Annotated in this window: 26 protein-coding genes and 1 pseudogene; 19 read left to right on the top strand and 8 right to left on the bottom strand. The window is 56.2% G+C overall.

The genetic code is table 11. The features are described from left to right. Position 1 precedes the first annotated feature (1 nt). From pduC to pduX, 19 genes are all read left to right on the top strand, one after another. Entirely contained in the window at positions 2-1,666 is a 1,665-nt protein-coding gene (gene pduC, locus ACH0VJ_RS18325) for a propanediol dehydratase large subunit PduC (protein WP_001256896.1), read from the top strand. Between the two features lie 10 nt (positions 1,667-1,676). Further along, positions 1,677-2,351, top strand: coding sequence for a propanediol dehydratase medium subunit PduD (pduD, locus tag ACH0VJ_RS18320; RefSeq protein WP_000405052.1), 675 nt, complete (start codon positions 1,677-1,679; stop codon positions 2,349-2,351). 14 nt (positions 2,352-2,365) lie between these two features. Then, positions 2,366-2,887 carry a propanediol dehydratase small subunit PduE gene (gene pduE / locus ACH0VJ_RS18315; RefSeq protein ID WP_001090600.1) on the top strand — a complete coding sequence of 174 codons (522 nt, stop codon included), beginning with the start codon at positions 2,366-2,368 and terminating at the stop codon, positions 2,885-2,887. A 15-nt stretch (positions 2,888-2,902) separates the two neighbouring features. Then, entirely contained in the window at positions 2,903-4,735 is a 1,833-nt protein-coding gene (pduG, locus tag ACH0VJ_RS18310) for a propanediol dehydratase reactivase alpha subunit PduG (RefSeq protein ID WP_001268884.1), read from the top strand. Continuing rightward, positions 4,725-5,075 carry a propanediol dehydratase reactivase beta subunit PduH gene (gene pduH, locus ACH0VJ_RS18305; protein WP_000377967.1) on the top strand — a complete coding sequence of 117 codons (351 nt, stop codon included), beginning with the start codon at positions 4,725-4,727 and terminating at the stop codon, positions 5,073-5,075. The genes pduG and pduH overlap by 11 nt, the downstream gene beginning before the upstream one ends. Positions 5,076-5,094: 19 nt before the next feature. Continuing rightward, the gene (gene pduJ, locus ACH0VJ_RS18300) at positions 5,095-5,370 is read left to right on the top strand and encodes a propanediol utilization microcompartment protein PduJ (RefSeq protein WP_001057755.1); all 276 of its coding nucleotides are present in this window, start codon (positions 5,095-5,097) and stop codon (positions 5,368-5,370) included. A 3-nt stretch (positions 5,371-5,373) separates the two neighbouring features. After that, the gene (gene pduK, locus ACH0VJ_RS18295; RefSeq protein WP_001284379.1) at positions 5,374-5,856 is read left to right on the top strand and encodes a propanediol utilization microcompartment protein PduK; all 483 of its coding nucleotides are present in this window, start codon (positions 5,374-5,376) and stop codon (positions 5,854-5,856) included. Further along, a complete protein-coding gene (locus ACH0VJ_RS18290) occupies positions 5,856-6,488 on the top strand; it encodes a phosphate propanoyltransferase (RefSeq protein ID WP_000356732.1) in 633 nt (210 codons plus the stop codon). Before pduK ends, ACH0VJ_RS18290 begins: the two co-directional genes overlap by 1 nt. After that, on the top strand, positions 6,485-6,976 hold the full coding sequence (gene pduM / locus ACH0VJ_RS18285) for a propanediol utilization microcompartment protein PduM (protein WP_001012835.1): 492 nt from the start codon (positions 6,485-6,487) through the stop codon (positions 6,974-6,976). Before ACH0VJ_RS18290 ends, pduM begins: the two co-directional genes overlap by 4 nt. A 3-nt stretch (positions 6,977-6,979) precedes the next feature. Next, complete coding sequence (pduN, locus tag ACH0VJ_RS18280; RefSeq protein ID WP_000549825.1) at positions 6,980-7,255, top strand: propanediol utilization microcompartment protein PduN; 276 nt, start codon at positions 6,980-6,982, stop codon at positions 7,253-7,255. Between the two features lie 9 nt (positions 7,256-7,264). Next, on the top strand, positions 7,265-8,275 hold the full coding sequence (pduO, locus tag ACH0VJ_RS18275) for a two-domain cob(I)yrinic acid a,c-diamide adenosyltransferase PduO (protein ID WP_001029476.1): 1,011 nt from the start codon (positions 7,265-7,267) through the stop codon (positions 8,273-8,275). After that, complete coding sequence (gene pduP / locus ACH0VJ_RS18270) at positions 8,272-9,666, top strand: CoA-acylating propionaldehyde dehydrogenase PduP (protein WP_079833560.1); 1,395 nt, start codon at positions 8,272-8,274, stop codon at positions 9,664-9,666. The genes pduO and pduP overlap by 4 nt, the downstream gene beginning before the upstream one ends. A gap of 11 nt (positions 9,667-9,677) precedes the next feature. Beyond that, positions 9,678-10,790 (top strand): 1-propanol dehydrogenase PduQ, encoded by a 1,113-nt coding sequence (gene pduQ, locus ACH0VJ_RS18265; RefSeq protein WP_001091456.1) that lies wholly within the window; start codon positions 9,678-9,680, stop codon positions 10,788-10,790. Continuing rightward, a complete protein-coding gene (pduS, locus tag ACH0VJ_RS18260; protein WP_001271290.1) occupies positions 10,787-12,142 on the top strand; it encodes a cobalamin reductase PduS in 1,356 nt (451 codons plus the stop codon). Before pduQ ends, pduS begins: the two co-directional genes overlap by 4 nt. Before the next feature lie 2 nt (positions 12,143-12,144). Further along, on the top strand, positions 12,145-12,699 hold the full coding sequence (gene pduT / locus ACH0VJ_RS18255) for a propanediol utilization microcompartment protein PduT (RefSeq protein WP_000075777.1): 555 nt from the start codon (positions 12,145-12,147) through the stop codon (positions 12,697-12,699). Then, positions 12,699-13,049: a propanediol utilization microcompartment protein PduU gene (pduU, locus tag ACH0VJ_RS18250; RefSeq protein WP_000441099.1), complete on the top strand. Its 351-nt coding sequence runs from the start codon at positions 12,699-12,701 to the stop codon at positions 13,047-13,049. The genes pduT and pduU overlap by 1 nt, the downstream gene beginning before the upstream one ends. 4 nt (positions 13,050-13,053) lie before the next feature. Continuing rightward, the gene (pduV, locus tag ACH0VJ_RS18245) at positions 13,054-13,506 is read left to right on the top strand and encodes a propanediol utilization protein PduV (protein ID WP_000826277.1); all 453 of its coding nucleotides are present in this window, start codon (positions 13,054-13,056) and stop codon (positions 13,504-13,506) included. After that, the gene (pduW, locus tag ACH0VJ_RS18240; protein ID WP_000120658.1) at positions 13,491-14,705 is read left to right on the top strand and encodes a propanediol utilization propionate kinase PduW; all 1,215 of its coding nucleotides are present in this window, start codon (positions 13,491-13,493) and stop codon (positions 14,703-14,705) included. The genes pduV and pduW overlap by 16 nt, the downstream gene beginning before the upstream one ends. Positions 14,706-14,798: 93 nt before the next feature. Then, positions 14,799-15,665 carry an L-threonine kinase PduX gene (pduX, locus tag ACH0VJ_RS18235; RefSeq protein WP_031622164.1) on the top strand — a complete coding sequence of 289 codons (867 nt, stop codon included), beginning with the start codon at positions 14,799-14,801 and terminating at the stop codon, positions 15,663-15,665. Positions 15,666-15,698: 33 nt separating this feature from the next. Here the strand turns inward: pduX and ACH0VJ_RS18230 are convergent, their stop codons facing one another. From ACH0VJ_RS18230 to ACH0VJ_RS18195, 8 genes and pseudogenes are all read right to left on the bottom strand, one after another. After that, positions 15,699-16,034: a DUF496 family protein gene (locus ACH0VJ_RS18230; RefSeq protein ID WP_000450411.1), complete on the bottom strand. Its 336-nt coding sequence runs from the start codon at positions 16,032-16,034 to the stop codon at positions 15,699-15,701. Between the two features lie 244 nt (positions 16,035-16,278). Beyond that, positions 16,279-17,337, bottom strand: coding sequence for an FUSC family protein (locus ACH0VJ_RS18225; RefSeq protein ID WP_001200858.1), 1,059 nt, complete (start codon positions 17,335-17,337; stop codon positions 16,279-16,281). A gap of 118 nt (positions 17,338-17,455) precedes the next feature. Further along, entirely contained in the window at positions 17,456-17,923 is a 468-nt protein-coding gene (gene sbmC / locus ACH0VJ_RS18220) for a DNA gyrase inhibitor SbmC (RefSeq protein ID WP_000384327.1), read from the bottom strand. A gap of 150 nt (positions 17,924-18,073) precedes the next feature. After that, positions 18,074-19,246 carry a serine-type D-Ala-D-Ala carboxypeptidase DacD gene (gene dacD / locus ACH0VJ_RS18215; RefSeq protein WP_000925043.1) on the bottom strand — a complete coding sequence of 391 codons (1,173 nt, stop codon included), beginning with the start codon at positions 19,244-19,246 and terminating at the stop codon, positions 18,074-18,076. Positions 19,247-19,369: 123 nt separating this feature from the next. Further along, the gene (gene phsC, locus ACH0VJ_RS18210) at positions 19,370-20,134 is read right to left on the bottom strand and encodes a thiosulfate reductase cytochrome B subunit (RefSeq protein ID WP_001092553.1); all 765 of its coding nucleotides are present in this window, start codon (positions 20,132-20,134) and stop codon (positions 19,370-19,372) included. Next, positions 20,131-20,709 (bottom strand): thiosulfate reductase electron transport protein PhsB, encoded by a 579-nt coding sequence (gene phsB, locus ACH0VJ_RS18205; RefSeq protein WP_001016233.1) that lies wholly within the window; start codon positions 20,707-20,709, stop codon positions 20,131-20,133. Before phsB ends, phsC begins: the two co-directional genes overlap by 4 nt. Before the next feature lie 14 nt (positions 20,710-20,723). Then, positions 20,724-23,000 carry a thiosulfate reductase PhsA gene (gene phsA, locus ACH0VJ_RS18200; RefSeq protein WP_000028236.1) on the bottom strand — a complete coding sequence of 759 codons (2,277 nt, stop codon included), beginning with the start codon at positions 22,998-23,000 and terminating at the stop codon, positions 20,724-20,726. A gap of 259 nt (positions 23,001-23,259) precedes the next feature. Next, positions 23,260-23,352: pseudogene (locus tag ACH0VJ_RS18195) on the bottom strand (heavy metal-binding domain-containing protein); the annotation flags it as partial. Between the last annotated feature and the right edge of the window lie 103 nt (positions 23,353-23,455).

The following is a 23,455-nucleotide window of genomic DNA, read 5'->3' as shown; positions in this document are numbered from 1 at the left end:
CATGAGATCGAAAAGATTTGAAGCACTGGCGAAACGCCCTGTGAATCAGGACGGCTTTGTTAAGGAGTGGATCGAAGAAGGCTTTATCGCGATGGAAAGCCCGAACGACCCAAAACCGTCGATAAAAATCGTTAACGGCGCGGTAACCGAGCTGGACGGAAAACCGGTTAGCGAATTCGACCTGATCGACCACTTTATCGCCCGCTACGGCATCAACCTGAACCGCGCCGAAGAAGTGATGGCGATGGATTCGGTCAAGCTGGCTAACATGCTGTGCGATCCGAACGTCAAGCGCAGCGAAATCGTTCCGCTAACCACCGCGATGACCCCAGCGAAAATTGTCGAAGTGGTTTCGCATATGAACGTGGTTGAGATGATGATGGCGATGCAGAAAATGCGCGCCCGCCGTACTCCATCTCAACAGGCGCACGTCACCAACGTTAAAGACAACCCGGTGCAAATTGCCGCCGATGCCGCCGAAGGCGCATGGCGCGGGTTTGACGAACAAGAGACGACGGTTGCGGTAGCGCGCTATGCGCCGTTCAACGCCATCGCGCTGCTGGTTGGTTCTCAGGTAGGTCGTCCGGGGGTACTGACTCAATGCTCGCTGGAAGAAGCCACCGAGCTGAAGCTCGGCATGCTGGGCCACACCTGCTACGCCGAAACCATCTCCGTTTACGGCACCGAGCCGGTCTTCACCGACGGTGACGATACCCCATGGTCGAAGGGCTTCTTAGCCTCTTCCTACGCCTCTCGCGGCCTGAAAATGCGCTTCACCTCCGGCTCCGGCTCCGAAGTGCAGATGGGCTACGCCGAAGGCAAATCCATGCTGTATCTGGAAGCGCGCTGCATCTATATCACCAAAGCCGCGGGCGTTCAGGGGCTGCAAAACGGCTCCGTAAGCTGCATCGGCGTACCGTCTGCCGTGCCGTCAGGCATTCGTGCCGTGCTGGCGGAAAACCTGATCTGCTCTTCGCTGGATCTGGAATGCGCCTCCAGTAACGACCAGACCTTCACCCACTCCGATATGCGTCGTACCGCGCGCCTGCTGATGCAGTTCCTGCCGGGTACCGACTTTATCTCCTCTGGTTATTCCGCGGTGCCGAACTACGACAACATGTTCGCCGGTTCCAACGAAGATGCGGAAGACTTTGACGACTACAACGTTATCCAGCGTGACCTGAAAGTGGACGGTGGTCTGCGCCCGGTTCGCGAAGAGGACGTTATCGCCATCCGTAACAAAGCCGCCCGCGCGCTGCAGGCCGTGTTTGCCGGAATGGGACTGCCGCCGATTACCGATGAAGAAGTTGAAGCTGCGACCTATGCCCACGGTTCGAAAGATATGCCGGAGCGTAACATCGTCGAAGACATCAAGTTCGCCCAGGAAATCATCAATAAAAACCGCAACGGTCTGGAAGTCGTTAAAGCGCTGGCGCAGGGCGGGTTTACCGACGTGGCCCAGGACATGCTCAACATCCAGAAAGCCAAGCTAACCGGCGACTATTTGCACACCTCCGCCATTATCGTCGGCGACGGACAAGTGCTCTCTGCGGTTAATGACGTCAATGACTATGCCGGTCCGGCAACAGGTTATCGCCTGCAGGGAGAACGCTGGGAAGAGATTAAAAACATCCCTGGCGCTCTTGATCCCAACGAGATTGATTAAGGGGTGAGAAATGGAAATTAATGAAAAATTGCTGCGCCAGATAATTGAAGACGTGCTTCGCGATATGAAGGGCAGCGATAAACCCGTCTCGTTTAATGCGCCTGCGGTATCCACAGCACCACAGACCGCTGCGCCTGCGGGCGACGGCTTTCTGACCGAAGTGGGCGAAGCGCGCCAGGGCACTCAGCAGGACGAAGTCATTATCGCCGTCGGCCCGGCATTTGGCCTGGCGCAAACCGTCAATATCGTCGGCTTACCGCATAAGAGCATTTTGCGCGAAGTCATTGCCGGTATTGAAGAAGAAGGTATCAGGGCGCGCGTGATTCGCTGCTTTAAATCTTCCGACGTGGCGTTCGTCGCCGTGGAAGGTAACCGCCTGAGCGGCTCCGGCATCTCCATCGGCATCCAGTCGAAAGGCACTACGGTTATCCACCAGCAGGGGCTACCGCCGCTCTCCAACCTGGAGCTGTTCCCACAGGCGCCGCTGCTGACGCTGGAAACCTACCGTCAGATTGGTAAAAACGCCGCCCGCTATGCGAAACGCGAATCACCGCAGCCGGTCCCTACGCTGAATGACCAGATGGCACGCCCGAAGTACCAGGCAAAGTCGGCCATTTTGCACATTAAAGAGACCAAGTACGTCGTGACGGGCAAAAACCCGCAGGAACTGCGCGTGGCGCTTTGATAAAGGATAACTCCATGAATACCGACGCAATTGAATCGATGGTCCGGGACGTATTGAGCCGTATGAACAGCCTGCAGGGCGATGCGCCAGCAGCGGCTCCTGCGGCAGGCGGCACGTCCCGCAGCGCAAAGGTCAGCGACTACCCGCTGGCGAACAAACACCCGGAATGGGTGAAAACCGCCACCAATAAAACGCTGGACGACTTTACGCTGGAAAACGTGCTGAGCAATAAAGTCACCGCTCAGGATATGCGTATTACCCCGGAAACCCTGCGCTTACAGGCGTCTATCGCCAAAGATGCGGGCCGCGACCGGCTGGCGATGAACTTTGAACGCGCCGCCGAACTGACCGCGGTACCGGACGATCGCATTCTTGAAATCTACAACGCCCTTCGCCCCTATCGCTCGACGAAAGAAGAGCTGATGGCTATCGCCGACGATCTCGAAAACCGCTATCAGGCGAAGATCTGCGCAGCTTTCGTTCGCGAAGCGGCAACGCTGTATGTCGAGCGTAAAAAACTCAAAGGCGACGATTAACTTTAGGGGTAGACAATGCGATATATAGCTGGCATTGACATCGGTAACTCATCAACGGAAGTCGCACTGGCGCGGCAAGATGAGACTGGCGCACTGACGATTACGCACAGCGCGCTGGCGGAAACCACCGGGATCAAAGGCACGTTGCGTAACGTGTTCGGCATTCAGGAAGCGCTCGCCCTCGTCGCAAAGCGCGCGGGGATCAATGTCAGCGATATTTCGCTCATCCGCATTAACGAAGCCACGCCGGTGATTGGCGATGTGGCGATGGAAACCATTACCGAAACCATCATCACCGAATCGACAATGATCGGCCATAACCCAAAAACGCCGGGCGGAGTAGGCCTTGGTGTGGGTATCACGATTACGCCGGAGGAGCTGTTAACCCGCCCGGCGGACTCGTCCTATATTCTGGTGGTGTCATCGGCATTCGATTTTGCCGACATCGCCAATGTTATCAACGCCTCAATGCGTGCCGGATACCAGATTACCGGCGTCATTTTGCAGCGCGACGATGGCGTACTAGTCAGCAACCGGCTGGAAAAATCGCTGCCGATCGTTGACGAGGTTCTGTACATCGACCGCATTCCTCTGGGGATGCTGGCGGCGATTGAAGTCGCCGTGCCGGGGAAGGTTATCGAGACCCTCTCCAACCCTTACGGCATCGCCACCGTATTCAACCTCAACGCCGATGAGACGAAAAACATCGTCCCGATGGCGCGCGCGCTGATTGGCAACCGTTCCGCCGTAGTGGTTAAAACGCCATCCGGCGACGTCAAAGCGCGCGCAATACCCGCCGGTAACCTGGAGCTGCAGGCGCAGGGTCGTACCGTGCGCGTGGATGTTGCCGCCGGTGCCGAAGCTATCATGAAAGCGGTGGACGGCTGCGGCAAGCTCGACAACGTCACCGGCGAGGCCGGGACCAATATCGGCGGCATGCTGGAGCACGTACGCCAGACCATGGCCGAGCTAACCAATAAGCCCAGCAGCGAGATTTTCATTCAGGATCTTCTGGCCGTTGACACCTCGGTTCCGGTGAGCGTCACCGGCGGTCTGGCCGGGGAGTTCTCGCTGGAGCAGGCCGTCGGCATCGCCTCGATGGTGAAATCAGACCGTCTGCAGATGGCGATGATTGCCCGTGAAATTGAGCAGAAGCTTAATATCGACGTGCAGATCGGCGGCGCTGAGGCTGAAGCCGCCATTCTGGGCGCGCTGACCACGCCGGGTACCACCCGACCGCTGGCGATCCTCGACCTCGGCGCGGGCTCCACCGATGCCTCCATCATCAACCCTAAAGGTGAAATCATCGCCACCCATCTCGCCGGGGCAGGCGACATGGTCACGATGATTATTGCCCGCGAACTGGGACTGGAAGACCGCTATCTGGCGGAAGAGATCAAAAAATACCCGCTGGCTAAGGTCGAAAGTCTGTTCCACTTACGCCACGAGGACGGCAGCGTCCAGTTCTTCCCGACGCCGCTGCCTCCCGCCGTGTTCGCCCGCGTCTGCGTGGTGAAACCGGACGAACTGGTGCCGCTTCCCGGCGACTTAGCGCTGGAAAAAGTGCGTGCTATTCGCCGCAGCGCTAAAGAACGCGTCTTTGTCACCAACGCCCTGCGCGCGCTGCGCCAGGTCAGTCCAACCGGCAACATTCGCGATATTCCGTTCGTGGTGCTGGTCGGCGGTTCGTCGCTGGATTTCGAAGTTCCGCAGCTGGTCACCGATGCGCTGGCGCACTACCGTCTGGTCGCCGGGCGAGGAAATATTCGCGGCAGCGAAGGCCCAAGAAACGCGGTGGCCACCGGCCTGATTCTCTCCTGGCACAAGGAATTTGCATATGGACAGTAATCACAGCGCCCCGGCCATCGTCATTACCGTTATCAACGACTGCGCCAGCCTCTGGCACGAAGTGCTGCTGGGTATCGAAGAGGAAGGCATCCCTTTCCTGCTTCAGCATCACCCGGCTGGAGATGTCGTTGACAGCGCCTGGCAGGCGGCGCGCAGCTCGCCGCTGCTGGTCGGCATTGCCTGCGATCGACACTCGCTGGTCGTGCATTACAAGAATTTACCCGCATCGGCGCCGCTTTTTACGCTGATGCATCATCAGGACAGTCAGGCCCATCGCAATACCGGTAATAACGCGGCACGGCTGGTCAAAGGGATCCCTTTCCGGGATCTGAATAGCTAAGCAACAGGAGAACTGCAGTATGAATAACGCACTGGGACTGGTTGAAACAAAAGGGCTGGTCGGCGCCATTGAAGCCGCCGATGCAATGGTTAAATCCGCCAACGTACAGCTGGTGGGCTACGAAAAAATTGGTTCTGGCCTGGTTACCGTCATGGTTCGCGGCGATGTCGGCGCGGTTAAAGCAGCCGTAGATGCAGGCAGCGCGGCGGCAAGCGTCGTGGGTGAAGTGAAATCCTGCCACGTTATCCCGCGTCCGCACAGTGATGTTGAGGCCATTTTACCGAAATCAGCCTAATCGATGGCGAATAAGGAGCACCGCGTGAAGCAATCACTGGGATTACTTGAAGTTTGTGGTCTGGCACTGGCTATCAGCTGCGCCGATATCATGGCGAAATCCGCTTCTATCACGCTGCTCGCCCTCGAAAAGACCAATGGTTCAGGCTGGATGGTGATTAAAATTACCGGTGATGTGGCCTCCGTGCAGGCGGCTATCACCACCGGTGCGCATTTCGCCGAACAGCGGAATGGCCTGGTGGCCCACAAGGTTATCGCCAGGCCCGGAGAAGGGATCCTGCTCGCAGAGGCTCCCTCCCCCTCCGTCATAGAACCTGAGCCTGAAGCGTCAGAGATGGCCGATGTCGTTTCTGAAGCGCCAGCCGAAGATGCCCCGCAGGAATCAGAACTGGTCAGCTGCAATCTGTGTCTGGATCCAAAATGTCCGCGCCAGAAGGGCGAACCTCGTACGCTTTGCATTCATTCCGGCAAGCGAGGTGAAGCGTAATGGATAAAGAGCTTCTGCAATCAACGGTCAGTAAAGTTCTCGACGAGATGCGCCAGCGGCCTATTCCGCTGGGCGTCTCAAACCGTCATATCCACCTGTCCGCACAGGATTATGAGCGGCTGTTTCCCGGCCATCCCATCAGCGAGAAAAAAGCGCTGCTGCAGCCGGGACAATACGCCGCGGAGCAAACCGTCACTCTGGTGGGACCGAAAGGGCAGCTCAAAAATGTGCGCCTGCTCGGCCCGCTGCGCTCGGTAAGCCAGGTGGAAATTTCGCGTACCGATGCGAGAACGCTGGGGATTGCCGCGCCGCTGAGAATGTCCGGCAACCTGAAGGGGACGCCGGGCATCCGCCTGGTCAGCCCCTTTGCCGAACTGGAGCTGCCTTCCGGGGTTATCGTCGCGCAGCGGCATATCCATATGTCGCCGCTTGATGCGCTGATCCTGCGGGTTTCCCACGGCGATATGGTCTCCGTGGCGATTGAAGGCGACGATCGCGGGCTGATTTTCAACAACGTGGCGATTCGCGTTTCACCGGACATGCGCCTCGAAATGCACATTGATACCGATGAAGCCAACGCCGCTGGTGCCGATAACCCGCATGCCTTTGCCCGGCTGGTAGGCCCGCGATGAACGGCGAAATTCTGCAGCGCATTGTCGAGGAGATTGTCTCCCGACTGCATCGCCGTGCCCAGAGCACGGCGACGCTGAGCGTTACGCAACTTCGCGATGCCGACTGTCCAGCATTGTTCTGTCAGCACGCGTCGCTGCGCATCCTGCTCGTCGACCTGCCGCTGCTGGGTCAGCTTGCGGATGCAGAAACCGACGATGCCGCCGCCCGGAAAATTCACGACGCGCTGGCGTTTGGCATCTGCGTACAGCTCAGCCTGCACAGCCAGCTGCTGCCGGTTATCCCGGTAAAAAAACTGGCTCGTCTGCCGCTGGTATTCACCGACGAGCACGGACTGCCGCTGGTTCTGCATGCGGGTTCGGTGCTGAGCTATCGCGATGTCGCGCTGCTAAGCCGGGGACGTGTGGTTGTCCACCGCAAATGCATCGTGACCGCCATGGCGCGTGACGCGGCCAATGCGCGGAATATTCAATTAATTAAGCAGGAGTAAATCATGCATCTGGCACGAGTCACGGGCGCGGTTGTCTCCACGCAAAAATCACCTTCTTTGATTGGGAAAAAGCTGCTGCTGGTGCGTCGGGTCAGCGCCGATGGCGAACTCCCCGCCTCGCCTACCTCCGGCGATGAAGTGGCCGTGGACTCCGTCGGCGCAGGCGTCGGCGAACTGGTTTTGCTCAGCGGCGGCTCCAGCGCCAGGCACGTTTTTTCCGGGCCAAATGAGGCCATCGACCTCGCCGTTGTCGGCATTGTAGATACGCTTTCACGTTAAGGGGCGGTTATGGCGATTTATACCCGAACAGGTGACGCTGGCACCACATCACTGTTTACCGGCCAGCGGGTGAGCAAAACCCACCCGCGGGTTGAAGCCTACGGCACGCTGGATGAGCTGAATGCCGCGCTGAGCCTGTGCGCCTGCGCCGCTGCGGATGAAAACCACCGCGCCTTACTCGAGGCCATCCAGCAGCAACTTTTTTGGTTTAGCGCAGAGCTGGCCAGCGACAGCGAGCAGCCGTCGCCCAAACAGCGCTACATCAGCAGCGAAGAGATTTCGGCCCTGGAAGCCGCTATCGATCGGGCAATGGCCCGCGTCGAACCGCTGCACAGCTTTATTTTACCCGGACGCTGCGAAGCCGCGAGCCGCTTACATTTTGCCCGCACACTGGCGCGCCGCGCCGAACGCCGTCTGGTTGAACTGGCAACTGAAGTCAACGTACGCCAGGTGCTGATGCGCTACATCAACCGCTTATCGGACTGCCTGTACGCCCTGGCCCGCGCGGAAGATAGCGATGCGCACCAGGCCAACATCATCCGTGAAGTTAGCAAGCGCTATCTGGCTGCCTGCCAGCCGCCCCGCAGCAAGGAGACAACGTCCGTGGCCCTCTCATTCCACGATCTGCACCAGCTCACCCGCGCCGCCGTTGAACGCGCGCAGCAACTGCAGGTTCCGGTAGTCGTCAGCATCGTTGACGCGCACGGCACGGAAACTGTGACCTGGCGGATGCCGGACGCCCTGCTGGTCAGCAGCGAACTGGCGCCGAAAAAGGCATGGACCGCAGTGGCAATGAAAACGGCGACCCATGAGCTGAGCGATGTTGTTCAGCCAGGCGCGGCGCTTTATGGCCTGGAAAGTCATTTACAGGGAAAAGTGGTCACCTTTGGCGGCGGTTACGCCCTGTGGCGCGACGGCATATTAATTGGGGGTCTTGGCATCAGCGGCGGCAGCGTTGAGCAGGACATGGACATAGCACAGACCGCCATCGCGGCTATTAACGTGGGAACTCATCAATGAATAATTCTGAACTCGAAACCCTGATTCGCACCATTCTTAGCGAGCAATTAACCACGCCGGCGCAAACGCCGGCCCAGCCTCAGGGCAAAGGGATTTTCCAGTCCGTGAGCGAGGCCATCGACGCCGCGCACCAGGCGTTCTTACGTTATCAGCAGTGCCCGCTAAAAACCCGCAGCGCCATTATCAGCGCGATGCGTCAGGAGCTGACGCCGCTACTGGCACCCCTGGCGGAAGAGAGCGCCAATGAAACGGGGATGGGCAACAAAGAAGATAAATTCCTCAAGAACAAGGCTGCGCTGGACAACACGCCGGGCGTAGAAGACCTCACCACCACCGCGCTGACCGGTGACGGCGGCATGGTGCTCTTTGAATACTCGCCGTTTGGCGTCATCGGTTCGGTCGCCCCAAGCACCAACCCGACGGAAACCATCATCAATAACAGCATCAGCATGTTGGCGGCGGGCAATAGTATTTACTTTAGCCCGCATCCGGGCGCGAAAAAGGTCTCTCTGAAGCTGATTAGCCTGATTGAAGAGATTGCCTTCCGCTGCTGCGGCATCCGCAATCTGGTGGTGACCGTGGCTGAACCGACTTTCGAAGCGACCCAGCAGATGATGGCCCACCCGCGCATCGCAGTACTGGCGATTACCGGTGGTCCCGGCATTGTGGCAATGGGCATGAAGAGCGGTAAGAAGGTGATTGGCGCTGGCGCGGGCAACCCGCCCTGCATCGTCGATGAAACAGCGGACCTGGTGAAAGCGGCGGAAGATATCATCAGCGGCGCGTCATTCGATTACAACCTGCCCTGCATTGCCGAGAAGAGCCTGATCGTAGTGGAGAGCGTCGCCGAGCGTCTGGTGCAGCAAATGCAAACCTTCGGCGCGCTGCTGCTAAGCCCTGCCGATACCGACAAACTCCGCGCCGTCTGCCTGCCTGAAGGCCAGGCGAATAAAAAACTGGTCGGCAAGAGCCCATCGGCCATGCTGGAAGCCGCCGGGATCGCTGTCCCTGCAAAAGCGCCGCGTCTGCTGATTGCCGTTGTCAACGCCGACGATCCGTGGGTCACCAGCGAACAGCTGATGCCGATGCTGCCGGTGGTAAAAGTCAGCGATTTCGATAGCGCGCTGGCGCTGGCCCTGAAGGTTGAAGAGGGGCTGCATCATACCGCCATTATGCACTCGCAGAACGTGTCGCGCCTGAACCTCGCGGCCCGCACGCTGCAAACCTCGATATTCGTCAAAAACGGCCCCTCTTATGCCGGGATCGGCGTCGGCGGCGAAGGCTTTACCACCTTTACTATTGCCACACCAACCGGTGAAGGGACCACGTCAGCGCGTACTTTTGCCCGCTCCCGGCGCTGCGTACTGACCAACGGCTTTTCTATTCGCTAACCGAGGTCGCGATGAATACCTTCTCACTACAAACGCGGTTGTACAGCGGTCAGGGCAGCCTGGCGGTGCTCAAGCGCTTTACCAATAAGCACATCTGGATAATCTGCGATGGCTTTCTGGCTCGCTCTCCGCTGCTGGATACCCTGCGTAACGCGCTGCCCGCAGATAACCGCATCAGCGTCTTTAGCGAGATAACGCCGGACCCCACCATCCACACCGTGGTTCAGGGCATTGCGCAAATGCAGGCTCTGCAACCGCAGGTGGTGATCGGTTTTGGCGGCGGCTCGGCAATGGACGCGGCGAAAGCGATTGTCTGGTTTAGCCAGCAGAGCGGGATCAACATCGAAACCTGCGTGGCGATCCCGACCACCAGCGGCACCGGTTCGGAAGTCACCAGCGCCTGCGTAATTAGCGACCCGGATAAAGGCATCAAGTATCCGCTGTTCAACAATGCGCTGTATCCGGATATGGCGATCCTCGACCCGGAGCTGGTGGTCAGCGTACCGCCGCAGATTACCGCCAACACCGGCATGGACGTGCTGACCCACGCCCTGGAAGCGTGGGTTTCACCGCACGCCAGCGACTTTACCGACGCGCTGGCGGAAAAGGCCGCCAAACTGGTGTTCCAGTATCTGCCCACGGCGGTGGAAAAAGGCGACTGCGTAGCGACGCGCGGGAAAATGCACAATGCTTCAACGCTGGCGGGGATGGCATTCAGCCAGGCGGGACTGGGTCTTAACCACGCGATAGCCCACCAGCTCGGCGGACAGTTCCATCTGCCGCACGGGCTGGCCAATGCGCTGCTGCTCACGACGGTGATCCGCTTTAACGCGGGTGACCCGCGCGCCGCCAAACGCTACGCGCGGATGGCCAAAGCCTGCGGCTTTTGCCCGGCAGAAGCCAATGACGTTGCGGCGATCAATGCGCTGATTCAGCAAATCGAACTGCTTAAGCAACGCTGTGCCCTTCCCTCACTGGCCGTTGCGCTTAAAGAAGGAAGATCCGACTTTTCCGCACGCATTCCGGCGATGGTGCAGGCTGCGCTGGCGGACGTCACGTTGCGCACCAACCCGCGCCCGGCCAGCGCCGAGGAAATTCGCGAGCTGCTGGAGGAACTGCTATGAGCGCCGCCATCAATAGCGTTGAAATATCCCATAGCGCCGATGAAATTCGCGAGCGCGTTCGCGCAGCGGGCGTTGTGGGTGCGGGCGGCGCAGGTTTTCCCGCTCACGTCAAACTACAGGCGCAGGTAGAGATTTTTCTGGTGAACGCCGCCGAGTGTGAACCGATGCTCAAAGTTGACCAGCAACTGATGTGGCAGCAGGCCGCGCGTCTTGTTCGCGGCGTGCAGTACGCGATGACGGCAACCGGCGCGCGCGAAGGGGTGATAGCCCTGAAAGAAAAATACCGCCGGGCCATCGACGCCCTCACTCCACTGCTGCCAGACGGTATCCGCCTGCATATCCTGCCGGATGTATATCCCGCGGGCGATGAGGTGCTGACTATCTGGATGGCAACCGGCCGCCGGGTCGCCCCGGCTGCGCTACCGGCCAGCGTCGGCGTGGTCGTCAATAACGTGCAAACGGTGCTCAATATTGCCCGGGCGGTCGAGCAGCAGTTTCCGGTCACTCGTCGCACGTTGACCGTGAACGGCGCGGTCGCCAGACCGTTGACCGTTACCGTTCCTATCGGCATGTCACTGCATGAAGTGCTGGCGCTGGCGGGCGGCGCAACGGTCGACGACCCTGGTTTTATTAACGGCGGCCCGATGATGGGTGGCCTGATTACCTCTCTTGATAACCCGGTGACGAAAACTACCGGCGGCCTGCTGGTGCTCCCCAAAAGCCATCTGCTTATCCAGCGCAGAATGCAGGACGAGCGCACGGTGCTTTCCGTCGCGCGTACCGTCTGCGAACAGTGCCGACTGTGTACCGATCTCTGCCCACGGCATCTGATCGGCCACGAACTCTCCCCGCACCTGCTGGTGCGGGCAGTGAACTTTCACCAGGCCGCCACGCCGCAGCTGCTGCTGAGCGCCCTTACCTGCTCGGAATGCAACGTTTGCGAAAGCGTGGCCTGCCCGGTGGGGATCTCGCCGATGCGCATCAACCGCATGTTAAAACGCGAGCTGCGGGCGCAAAACCAGCGCTACGTAGGGCCGCTGAACCCAGCCGACGAAATGGCGAAATATCGCCTGGTGCCGGTGAAGCGGCTGATCGCCAAACTGGGACTAAGCCCCTGGTACCAGGAAGCGCCGCTGGTTGAAGAAGAGCCGTCAGTAGAAAAAGTCACTTTGCAGCTGCGCCAGCATATTGGTGCCAGCGCAGTACCGACTGTTGCCGTCGGCGAGCGCGTGACGCGCGGGCAATGCGTTGCCGATGTCCCGGCAGGTGCATTAGGCGCGCCGATTCACGCCAGCATCGACGGCGTTGTATCGGCCATCAGCGAACAGGCCATCACGGTTGTAAGAGGTTAACCATGTCTCAGGCTATAGGAATTTTAGAACTCACCAGCATCGCCAAAGGCATGGAGCTTGGTGATGCCATGCTGAAAAGCGCCAACGTTAATCTGCTGGTCAGTAAGACCATCTGCCCAGGTAAGTTTTTACTGATGCTGGGCGGCGATATCGGCGCTATCCAGCAGGCCATTGAAACCGGTACGTCGCAGGCCGGCGAGATGCTCGTCGACAGCCTGGTGCTGGCCAATATTCATCCCAGCGTACTTCCGGCCATCAGCGGCCTGAACAGCGTCGATAAGCGCCAGGCGGTAGGTATCGTCGAAACCTGGAGCGTGGCGGCCTGCATTAGCGCCGCAGACCGGGCGGTGAAAGGCTCAAACGTCACCCTGGTGCGGGTGCATATGGCCTTCGGCATCGGCGGTAAATGCTACATGGTGGTGGCGGGCGACGTTTCTGACGTCAATAACGCCGTGACGGTTGCCAGCGAAAGCGCGGGCGAGAAAGGGTTGCTGGTTTACCGCTCGGTGATCCCGCGCCCGCATGAAGCCATGTGGCGACAGATGGTGGAGGGATAATGGAAAGACAACCGACAACGGATCGCATGATTCAGGAATACGTGCCGGGGAAACAGGTCACTCTCGCGCACCTGATTGCTAATCCAGGGAAAGATCTCTTTAAGAAGCTGGGCCTGCCGGATGCAGTGTCCGCCATTGGCATCCTTACCATCACGCCGAGCGAAGCATCGATTATCGCCTGCGATATCGCCACTAAATCCGGCGCGGTGGAAATTGGTTTTCTCGATCGCTTTACCGGTGCCGTGGTGCTGACCGGCGACGTTTCCGCCGTCGAGTATGCCCTCAAGCAGGTAACGCACACGCTGGGCGAAATGATGCAGTTCACCACCTGTTCGATCACCCGGACGTAACGTCATGAAGCGTTTGATGTTTATCGGCCCCAGCCAGTGCGGAAAAACCTCGCTGACCCAAAGCCTGCGCGGCGAAGCGCTCCATTATAAGAAAACCCAGGCCATTGAATGGTCGCCGATGGCCATCGACACGCCGGGCGAATACCTGGAGAACCGCTGCCTGTACAGCGCCCTGCTAACCAGCGCCTGCGAGGCCGACGTTATCGCCCTGGTGTTAAATGCCGACGCCCAGTGGTCGCCCTTTTCTCCGGGGTTTACCGCCCCGATGAACCGCCCGACGATTGGCCTGGTCACCAAGGCCGATCTCGCCGAGCCGCAGCGTATTTCGCTGGTTGCGGAATGGCTTACGCAGGCTGGCGCACAGCAGATTTTTATTACCAGCGCGCTGAATAACTCGGGTCTCGACGCCGTGCTGGATTTTCTGAATTCGAAGGAACCTTTATGTCTTACAAAATAATGGCCATTAACGCCGGTAGCTCATCGTTAAAATTTCAGCTGCTGGAGATGCCGCAGGGCGACATGCTCTGTCAGGGGCTGATTGAGCGTATCGGTATGACGGATGCGCAGGTGACAATTAAGACGCACAGCCAAAAATGGCAGGAAACCGTCCCCGTTGCCGATCATCGCGATGCGGTAACGCTGCTTCTGGAAAAGCTGCTGGGTTATCAAATCATTAACAGTCTGCGGGACATTGACGGGGTGGGCCATCGTGTGGCGCACGGCGGTGAGTTTTTTAAAGACTCGACGCTGGTCACGGATGAAACGTTAGCGCAAATCGAACGTCTTGCTGAACTGGCCCCGCTTCACAACCCGGTAAACGCGTTGGGTATTCACGTTTTTCGTCAACTGTTGCCTGATGCCCCTTCCGTAGCCGTGTTTGATACGGCATTTCACCAGACGCTGGATGAACCCGCCTATATTTACCCGCTTCCCTGGCATTATTACGCGGAACTGGGGATTCGCCGTTATGGCTTTCATGGCACCAGCCATAAGTATGTCAGCGGCGTTCTGGCGGAAAAGCTGGGCGTACCACTCAGCGCATTACGGGTGATTTGTTGTCATCTTGGAAACGGTAGCAGCATCTGCGCCATCAAGAACGGGCGTTCGGTCAATACGTCGATGGGCTTTACGCCGCAGTCAGGCGTGATGATGGGCACCCGTAGCGGAGATATTGATCCCTCTATTCTGCCGTGGATAGCCCAGCGCGAAAGCAAAACGCCGCAACAGTTGAATCAGTTATTAAATAATGAGTCAGGCTTGCTGGGCGTTTCTGGCGTGTCGTCTGATTACCGCGATGTCGAACAGGCAGCCAATACCGGTAACCGGCAGGCTAAACTCGCTCTCACTCTGTTTGCCGAACGCATTCGCGCCACCATTGGCAGCTATATTATGCAAATGGGAGGACTGGATGCGCTGGTATTCACTGGGGGAATTGGCGAGAACTCAGCGCGCGCCAGATCGGCGGTGTGCCATAATTTGCAATTTTTGGGCTTAGCCGTTGATGAAGAGAAAAATCAACGTAATGCGACATTTATCCAGACGGAGAACGCCCTGGTGAAAGTCGCCGTCATCAACACCAACGAAGAGTTAATGATCGCACAAGACGTTATGCGCATTGCGCTACCGGCCACGGAAGGGCTTTGTGTACCAGCCTGAGAGGGTTATACGACGCATTGCGGCAAGTCATGGTAATAACGCTTTTACCATGACACTATGCGCGCACACTATTCGTACCTGAAAGGTGATAACGTGGCTGTTGCGCAATGCCCCGCCTCATGCGGAGAACTTATCCAGGGATGGATTCTGGGCAGTGAGAAACTGGTCTCCTGCCCCGTTGACTGGTACAGCACCGTAGCAGTCACGGCTGCGCCGCCGTTGGTAAACGAGCGCCCATTGTCGCGGGCGATGGTGGAGCGCGTTCTGGCGCACTGGCAGTATCCTGCGCACTGGAGTAACGAGATTCGCGTCGATGTGCGTTCGTCAATTCCCGTTGCCAAAGGCATGGCCAGCAGCACCGCAGATATTGCCGCTACGGCGGTGGCAACGGCGCATCATCTTGGCCATTCGCTGGATGAAACCACCCTTGCACAGCTTTGCGTCTCAATCGAACCCACTGATAGCACCGTTTTTCATCAGTTAACGCTGTTTGATCATAATAATGCGGTCACGCAAATCGCCTGCGAGCCACCGCCGCCAATCGATTTGCTGGTACTGGAAAGTCCGGTCACACTGCGCACGCAAGATTACCACTGTCTCCCTCGCCAGCAGAAATTAATAGCAAGTTCAGCAACCTTGCAGCAGGCCTGGAATCTGGTGCAGGAAGCCTGTATAACGCAAAATCCGCTCCGACTGGGTGAGGCGGCTACGCTTAGCGCTATCGCCAGCCAGACGCTGTTACCTAAGCCAGGATTTACCGCCCTGTTGTCGCTGGTCGAAGAGTGTGATTTATACGGATTGAACGTGGCACATAGCGGTAGCGTGGTGGGTCTGATGCTGGACCGGAAACGTCATGATATTGCGCGCCTGAAAGGTAAGCTGGCAGAGAAAAAACTTACCCGACACTGGCCAAAACAACATTTACTCAAGATGGTCACTGGCGGGGTCAAACTGCAGTGAGAGCCTGATATACGCTCCCACTGCCGTAGCACATTATTCGGCTTTTACATCGGCGTGTTTCATTTCGCCCATCGCTTTCAGCTTTTTGGAAATGTCGCGACGCTCTTTGGAGATTTCGGCATTTTTAATGATGTAGTCATCAACGCGATCTTCATAGTCGCTTTTCATACTGGCGATGATACCCTGAATCGCCTCAACGCTCATACCTGGCTTGATGTAGTCGCTCAGGTTGTCCAGCAGCAGCACACGCTTCTGGTTGTCACGGATCTTCTTCTCAATGTCCTGAATTTCACGCTGCAGTTTATTTTTGCGACGGAACAGACGAACAAACTCCAGCACGTTCTGGAAAGAAGGCTTGGTTGTTTCCATTTTTACACCCCTGATAATGTGAGATTCGGATTCGTTAAGCAACTGCTAGTGGATAAACATTACGTTTATCCCCGTCATACTTCAAGCCGCCAGAGGAAACACCGTTACGTCGCCGTCTGGGGAAACCTGAAGGTTCGGGGATAAAATCGTTGCCAGTAGCACTCATTTTATCCTTATATTAGTATCATACTCTTAATCTTTGCTGAATCGAAGCAGCAACAAATTCATTCGCCCCATCTGCTTTTTATTTGCGCAAAGCCCGGCAGATCAAATGTGAAAGCAGTTCCAACTGTCGGGCCGTTTCCATACTTAGCCAAACATAGCCGTGGATGGGGGTTTCAGCCACCGCGTCGCCCTGCTGCTCGTTCATTAGCTGCCGCAACTCGGCAGCAATATCATTCAGTTTACCGGTGTTTGCCAGTACCGGCTGCGGGTTGCCTTCAAACAACGCGTGGGCGATCGTTAGCAAGGTTTGCTGCGTCATCTGCTGGGTTTCACGCAATGTGTGCGCGTTAAGCATCACAAAATGGCTGGCGCGCGTCGCCCAGTGGGCATTGATTTGTAATTCAAGCATACAAACCAGATTGCGGTTGATGGTCTGAATGGCCTCGAAAATAGATTTTTGTATCCGGGTTTCTTTACTGGCGGGCGTTATCAGCCCGCGCATTTTGACGACATCGTTCAGCAACCGTTGCAAATGTTTATCCAACCGGGGGCGCTCCAGCAAATTCGGCGACAGCGCTGCCTGATACACCCGATTATACGCCGTGACGCAATGCGCCAGTTGGATGCGCCAGTGCAAAAAGGCGCGCTGGGGCCAGATGCCGGTAAACAACATCGCCAGTAGCGACCCCAAAATCACATCCCCGCCACGCCATAATGCCGTATTCATATCACCAGCGGGAGCGCCGACAACAACGGCGAGCGTTATGCCTATCAGTAGCGCCTGATACGGTTTTTTCCCTAAGGCCAGCCAGCCGCACAAAAACATCGCTATCGCACACCACACCAGCATCAGCGGTAAGGAAAAGAGCTCCAGGCGTAGCGCCACCAGCCCTAACGCCGCGCCCAGGATCGTACCGCCTATGCGCTCAAAAGCACGAGGCACTACATTTCCCCAGAATGAGATGGGCCCCATAATCACCACTAACGTGATTAGCGGCCATGTGCCCTCGGGAATAGAAAACAGACGAACCAGCAGAAAGGTAAGAATGAACGCCAGGGCGATACGTATGCCATGCACGATGCGATAATGACGGTACAACCGTATTTCAAAAGGGCTTAATGACTTATCGGCACGCACGCTTGCGCTCCTTACGGGAATGGCAAAAAATGCATTGTACCTGCTTTATAGCAAAAATAGCGCACTGGCGGACGGAACACATTATCCGTCCGCTCTTTTCAGCCAGGAAACCAGTCGATCACTGCCGCTGTACCGGAATATACATTTCAATATCCCAGTATCCATCTTCCATGCCGTTATTCAGATAGGTTTCAAAACAGGGTGCAGAGGCTATCTGATAAGCGCTATCCTGCTCGAGGACGTCAAAAAACCGTTCCCACGGCTTCGCAAAGTCACGGTCTTCCACTCGCGCGACAGCAGTGGCATATTCGCCGCCTTCAATGGCGGTCACGATTACGCCTTCGCTATTGTCCGGCAGGATGAAATTCTCTGCCACGGACACCACGGTATCGCAGCGGAGTTTTTCCGCAGGTACGACATCTGGATTGTCGTAATAGACGGCAATCCATTCAACTGGCACGATCCGCTGTCGATCCACCCATGTCATCAGTTGTTCAAAACCCTGCTTCACGGTGTGTTCCCATGGACCGACCATGTGGAAACCGGCTATCTTGCGTTTTTGTTCCTGCCTGATTTCGTAATCCATGCTGCCTCCGTCACTTTACTACACTGTATGAATGTACAGTATAATTACAGCCTTTTACGGTCACAAGGACAGCGTGATCATTTTGTGAGCAACCTCGCAATCCCGCCCTTTTGACACCTCAGATGACGGTGAACGGTGTGTGACAACGGCTTACGCTTTATGCTGAAAATAGTCGCTCAGACGAGAGAACATACTGCCTTTACCCACCGATTCCAGAGTGACCAGCGGCCACTGAGCGATCAGTTTATCCCGATCGTAGAGCTCTATTTCACCTACCTGTTGATGAGCGGCGATTGGCGCCTCCAGCTCTTTTCTATCCAGCACATATTTTGCTTTGATATGCGGAATTTCCGCTTTGGGCAGCGCCATCCAGAAATCCTGTTCCGTACCCAGCGCAATCTTTTCTTTGTCTCCATACCAGATTCGCTCGCTGCCCACTTTTTTACCGCTGTGCAAAATCTGCACCGTCGCAAAGTTTTGCTGGCCCCACTGCAACAGTTTTCGCGCCTGTTCCTCACGACCTTTCGAACTTTTCGCTCCCATCACGACGGCGATAAGTCGGCGCTGCCCGTCCACCGCCGATGCGATAAGATTAAATCCCGCCCCCGATGTGTGTCCGGTTTTAAGCCCATCGATATGCATGGTCTTATCCCATAACAAGCCGTTGCGGTTCTGCTGCGTGATGCCGTTCCAGGTCAGGCTTTTCTCGCTGTACATGTGATAAAATTCAGGTTCGCCGTGAATAATCGCCCGGGAGAGTACAGCCAGATCATACGCGGAGCTATGTTGTCCCGGCGCATCCAGACCGTGGACGGTTTCAAAATGGGTATCCTGCAAATTGAGTTTTTTCACATAGCTGTTCATCATCGCCACAAACTGCGGCTGCCCGCCCGCGATATAATCCGCCAGCGCCACACAGGCATCGTTACCGGAATCCACGATTAAGCCACGGCTTAAATCACGCACCGACACGCGATCTCCTTCTTTTAAAAACATCAACGAGGAGCCGACAAACACCGGATTATCCTTCGCCCAGGCATCTCGCCCAACGGTGACGATATCGTCAGGGCTGATACGATGACTATCGATGGCGCGATCGACGACGTAGCCCGTCATTAGCTTGGTGAGACTGGCGGGATTACGTTGCTGGTGTTCATTACCGGCGGTAAGAACCTGTCCCGTAGTGTAATCCATCAACACCCAGGCGCCTGCATCAATGGCTGGCGGTTGGGGAGCAAAACTTACGGCATCGGCCGCAAGCGCAGGAGAAAGGTGCATCGCGAATAAAGAAGCGGCAATAAACAAACGGCGTTTCAACAGCATGTCCTCAGGATGGTCTCTATTTGCCGTTCTTTTTACGGAAGTTCAGTTAAACAAACATGGATAAATTGCAAGAAAATGTGACACAAGGCACATTTTCTTGCTGACTTTATTTTATGGATACGCTCAGACGGCGGACTTATCCCCGCGCGGCGCGGTACGATGACGATGATAGCCGTCAACCATGCTACGGAAAATTTGTCCCGGCGTGTCGCCAAGAGTACACAGATAGAGATGCGCGCAAATAAACAGTAAGCCGATGATAGCAAGCGCCATATGCAGCACCAGCATCACAGGGCCCAGACCCGCAACCTGCGGATAGAGACACAGCAAACCGGTGATGATTAACAGCGGTACCAGCGCGTACATAATCGCCAGATATGCCAGTTGTTGCAGTGGATTGAACTTATTCTGCTCTGTTGCCGCGAACGGATGCGCTTCCCCTTTCATAATGCCAAAAAGGTAAAAACGCGTCTGGCGTATGCAGCGCGTTACCAGTCCGGAAAAATTTACCCGATAGTGACGCCCGTTACCTGTGGTGAGGTTGATCAGCACAAACCCGACCCAGAAAGCCAGTAAGGCAAAACCACACCAGGTATGCACTTGTACCATTAGCGCTACAGGGCCGAGAGAAAAATGGCCAAATAAACCGCTTAACAGTAATAAAACAAACAGTAACGCATTTCCCCAATGCCAACGGCGAATCGCCAGCGAGTAGAGATAGTCACGATGCTCTTCGCCGCCTGCCGTTTTTGGCGCCAGCATCCGGCGCAATAACGCATGGATAACCAGCCCAACAAGCATGAGCAGCACCACGACGCCTGCGTAAATTAACCACAGCGGCCAATAATCTGGCGCATAATGTAGTTCCGCTCCCCAGATAGTATTCATGCTTTACCCTCCTGATGGACTTCTTTACGACGGTACAGACTGACCGCGCCGCTACGCGCCTCCTGCTGGAGATAGACCTCTTTCTGACCGACCCAGCGCTGGATCTCGCTCTCATCCAGTCTGCCGAATTTCAGCGCGTCCGTTGGGCAAACGGATACGCACGCCGGAGACTGGCCAGCCGCCAACCGCGTGTCGGCGCAGAAGTTACACTTGTCGGCGACACCGGTTTGCGGATTCAAATAGCGCACATGGAAAGGACATGCGGCAACACAATAATCGCAGCCAATACAGCGCGATTTATCCACCTGCACGATCCCGTTTTCATCACGATATGACGCTCCGGTAGGACAAACGCTGACACATGGCGCATTTTCACAGTGCTGACAGGAGACGCGGACAAATTGAAAATGGGTTAGTGCGTTGGATGCCTGTTCAGGGGCGCGAATTTGTACCTGTACGCGGCTAAATCCCTCCGGTACGTCATTAAGCACTTTGCAGGCAACGGTACACGCCTGGCAGCCGATACAACGTTTTTCATCATGCAGCATGACGTACTGATTCGTTAAATGATTCATGGTTCCCTCCTCCCTCATGCCCGGCTCAGCGTCACGCCTGCGGTATGCACTACCGTACCGGATACCGGACTCGTCACGTGCGGCAGTAAATTGCCACAGTGGATACCGTGTGTCGTCGCCGCCGTTTTGGCCCCAGCTTTAGCGCCAAATCCCATATAGACAAAAAGCGTGTCCGGACGGATACCGGGCGTCACCAGCGCCTTACCTTTCTCTTTACCCGTAGCATTTTCCAGCCAGATCTCATCTCCGGTCTTAATACCTTTTTCTTGCGCCGTTTGCGGATGGACCCAGACCGCGTTATCCCACATTAGCTCGCTGAGTAAAGGTACGTACTGTGTCGCGCCATTGGTATGCACGGCCACCTTGCCCTGAATGAAGTAAAGCTCATTCTCTTTTTTAAGCGCAAAATCACGAACGCGCGGAACGCCGTAGCCTGGGAGCAATTCCTCCAGAGTTGCGGAATAAAGTTCGATTTTGCCGGAGGGCGATTTGAAGCGAAGCTGTTCGCCATAGGTGTTGTCGCTGTCCGTCGCGATAGCGCCGGGGTAACGCGCCGTAAACTGGCGAACGGATTCTGGTTCGCGTAATAGCAGCGGAACGCCCCATTCGAGATACCCTTTCTGTCGCAGTTCCTTCGCTAAGGCATGGTCGCCGTTCAACTGATAGAGTTGGCGCGTCTGCATATCCTGCCACGGATAGTACTGCCCTAATCCCAACTGCTCGCCCAGCTCTTTCCAGATTTGCCAACTTGGACGCGCCTCGCCAATCGGCTCTACGACCTGTTGGCGCAGAGCGTAAGCCGGGTGCAGTCCCGACATATCCGATACCTCTTCTTCCCGTTCGAGATAGGTGCATTCCGGCAGCAGATAGTCGGCATACGCCGCGCTCTCGCTCAAATAGACATCGCAGCTGACCACCAGATCCAGTTGCTCAACGGTTTTTACCAGATCCGAACGACAGGTGACGGTCTGGAAAGGATTATGCCGCGACATAATCCACGCCTTTATCGGGTAAGGCTTCTGGGTTAACACCGCGTCAATAATGCTTTGCACCACGCCGCCGCCAGCGGCGATATATTTAAACTGCGGTGCGACCAAATCGATGCGTTGCGCCGTCGGTTTCGGCATATTTTTAATGTTGAGTTTCGCCAGCGTTGGCGCGACCTTTTCTCCGGCCAGTTTATTGTAAACAGACGCGTTTTTTTTCTGATATAGCCCGCCTTCGCGCTCAATATTACCGAGCAGCACATTAAGCGTAAAAATCATACGCCGCATATCGATCTCTTCCTGCGAGAACGTCGCGCGATGACCAGGACTGACAATAGCGTGAGGCGCGCAGGCGGCCAGTTCGCGTGTCACCCGGACCATAACGTCGGCTGGGACATCGGCCTGCGCGGCGGCCCATTCCGGCGTCGTCTCTTTTACCGCCTGTGCTAACTGTTCAAATCCGCTGGTATAACGCTCAACAAAAGACGCATCGTAGAGTTGTTCATCAATCATGACGTGGCACATCGCCAGCAGAACCGCTAAATCCCCCCCGGGACGAATAGCGTGCCACTCATCCGCCTTGCTGGAAAATATCGACAGACGCGGATCGAAGCTCACCATTTTGGCCCCCTTCTCCTGCGCGGTCATTAGCTCATGGGTATCGGCAACTTCAATCCCTTCATACAAATTGTGGCCAAACGAAACCAGATAGCGCGTGTTAGCGATATCCATCGCCAGATCGCCGCCCATCATCACTTTTGCCGCAATGGCTTTCCCGGCAGGGCATGTTGAGGCGTGAGTAAAGGTATTAGGCGAACCAAAGGCCGTAGCCAGATGGAAAAGATGGCTGGAGAGCGAGCCCGATTTGGAAGAGAAAGCCACGCTCTCGGGGCCATGCTGCGCTTTGATGGCATTCATTTTCGCCGCGATTTCCTGGTAAGCCTGTTGCCAGCTAATCACCTGCCATTCACCGTCGCCGCGTGGCCCGGTGCGTTTCATAGGTTTTACAATCCGTTGCGGGTCATTGACCAGGCTGACGCCGCTCCCGCCTCTGGCGCATATGCGCGTCCCCTGCTGCGGCGCAGAAGGATTGCCCTGGATGAAAACGGTCTTGTTATTGACTACCTGCGCCTGAATAGGGCAACGAAAGGAACACATTTCGCACAAGCTTGGTGTTAGCGTGGTTTTACCGCTAATGCCGGCAATCGGGTTGCGCGCCAGCGCCCCGGGCGGAAAAGCGCCCAGCGCGCAGGCAGAGCAGCCGATGCCCACCCCCTGCAAAAAAGAACGACGACTAATGCTCATATAACCTCCTGTTATTAGATATAGCTGAAGATTATATTTAATTTGTATTATGAAATGTCGGCTTCAATCACAATTTGAAATAGTTGTTAAAATGAACACGCCAACACGATAAGACCTTTTATTTTATAAATATTTTACATTTCCTGAACACGCACATGGACTGTCATTGAATAATCAGCAGAATTACCAAACAACCCGCTGTTAATTATAAAAATGATACAATTCCAATAACACGTAATAATATTTAAAAGAAAACGATTATTTCCTGAAAAGCGATTTCACGCGCTTTACGCAGTTCTTTCTCATACGCGCCGGAACGTCCGCCGACGATATCCCGAATGCCGGCGAAAAACGCTGGTTGCGCATCGAAGCGGGTTTACTTTTGCGTGCACACGGGCTTCGTTACCCGACCCGCTCCCTTATGCCTTGATTTTTCCGCAGATACGTCAGCGTCC

It is taken from the genome of Salmonella sp. 2020_1459, from assembly GCF_043847915.1.
Lineage (GTDB): Bacteria > Pseudomonadota > Gammaproteobacteria > Enterobacterales > Enterobacteriaceae > Salmonella > Salmonella enterica.
This window is presented reverse-complemented; position numbering and strand designations above follow the sequence as displayed.

Bases quoted from the DNA above. Each gene is read 5' to 3' on its own strand.
- pduO (WP_001029476.1), top strand. From the start codon at position 7,265: ATGGCGATTTATACCCGAACAGGTGACGCTGGCACCACATCACTGTTT.
- ACH0VJ_RS18230 (WP_000450411.1), bottom strand. From the start codon at position 16,034: ATGGAAACAACCAAGCCTTCTTTCCAGAACGTGCTGGAGTTTGTTCGT.
- pduK (WP_001284379.1), top strand. From the start codon at position 5,374: ATGGCGAATAAGGAGCACCGCGTGAAGCAATCACTGGGATTACTTGAA.
- pduE (WP_001090600.1), top strand. From the start codon at position 2,366: ATGAATACCGACGCAATTGAATCGATGGTCCGGGACGTATTGAGCCGT.
- phsB (WP_001016233.1), bottom strand. From the start codon at position 20,709: ATGAATCATTTAACGAATCAGTACGTCATGCTGCATGATGAAAAACGT.
- phsC (WP_001092553.1), bottom strand. From the start codon at position 20,134: ATGAATACTATCTGGGGAGCGGAACTACATTATGCGCCAGATTATTGG.
- pduU (WP_000441099.1), top strand. From the start codon at position 12,699: ATGGAAAGACAACCGACAACGGATCGCATGATTCAGGAATACGTGCCG.
- pduH (WP_000377967.1), top strand. From the start codon at position 4,725: ATGGACAGTAATCACAGCGCCCCGGCCATCGTCATTACCGTTATCAAC.
- pduC (WP_001256896.1), top strand. From the start codon at position 2: ATGAGATCGAAAAGATTTGAAGCACTGGCGAAACGCCCTGTGAATCAG.
- pduG (WP_001268884.1), top strand. From the start codon at position 2,903: ATGCGATATATAGCTGGCATTGACATCGGTAACTCATCAACGGAAGTC.
- pduT (WP_000075777.1), top strand. From the start codon at position 12,145: ATGTCTCAGGCTATAGGAATTTTAGAACTCACCAGCATCGCCAAAGGC.
- pduS (WP_001271290.1), top strand. From the start codon at position 10,787: ATGAGCGCCGCCATCAATAGCGTTGAAATATCCCATAGCGCCGATGAA.
- pduV (WP_000826277.1), top strand. From the start codon at position 13,054: ATGAAGCGTTTGATGTTTATCGGCCCCAGCCAGTGCGGAAAAACCTCG.
- ACH0VJ_RS18290 (WP_000356732.1), top strand. From the start codon at position 5,856: ATGGATAAAGAGCTTCTGCAATCAACGGTCAGTAAAGTTCTCGACGAG.
- pduP (WP_079833560.1), top strand. From the start codon at position 8,272: ATGAATAATTCTGAACTCGAAACCCTGATTCGCACCATTCTTAGCGAG.
- dacD (WP_000925043.1), bottom strand. From the start codon at position 19,246: ATGCTGTTGAAACGCCGTTTGTTTATTGCCGCTTCTTTATTCGCGATG.
- pduJ (WP_001057755.1), top strand. From the start codon at position 5,095: ATGAATAACGCACTGGGACTGGTTGAAACAAAAGGGCTGGTCGGCGCC.
- pduW (WP_000120658.1), top strand. From the start codon at position 13,491: ATGTCTTACAAAATAATGGCCATTAACGCCGGTAGCTCATCGTTAAAA.
- pduD (WP_000405052.1), top strand. From the start codon at position 1,677: ATGGAAATTAATGAAAAATTGCTGCGCCAGATAATTGAAGACGTGCTT.
- pduN (WP_000549825.1), top strand. From the start codon at position 6,980: ATGCATCTGGCACGAGTCACGGGCGCGGTTGTCTCCACGCAAAAATCA.
- pduM (WP_001012835.1), top strand. From the start codon at position 6,485: ATGAACGGCGAAATTCTGCAGCGCATTGTCGAGGAGATTGTCTCCCGA.
- phsA (WP_000028236.1), bottom strand. From the start codon at position 23,000: ATGAGCATTAGTCGTCGTTCTTTTTTGCAGGGGGTGGGCATCGGCTGC.
- pduQ (WP_001091456.1), top strand. From the start codon at position 9,678: ATGAATACCTTCTCACTACAAACGCGGTTGTACAGCGGTCAGGGCAGC.
- sbmC (WP_000384327.1), bottom strand. From the start codon at position 17,923: ATGGATTACGAAATCAGGCAGGAACAAAAACGCAAGATAGCCGGTTTC.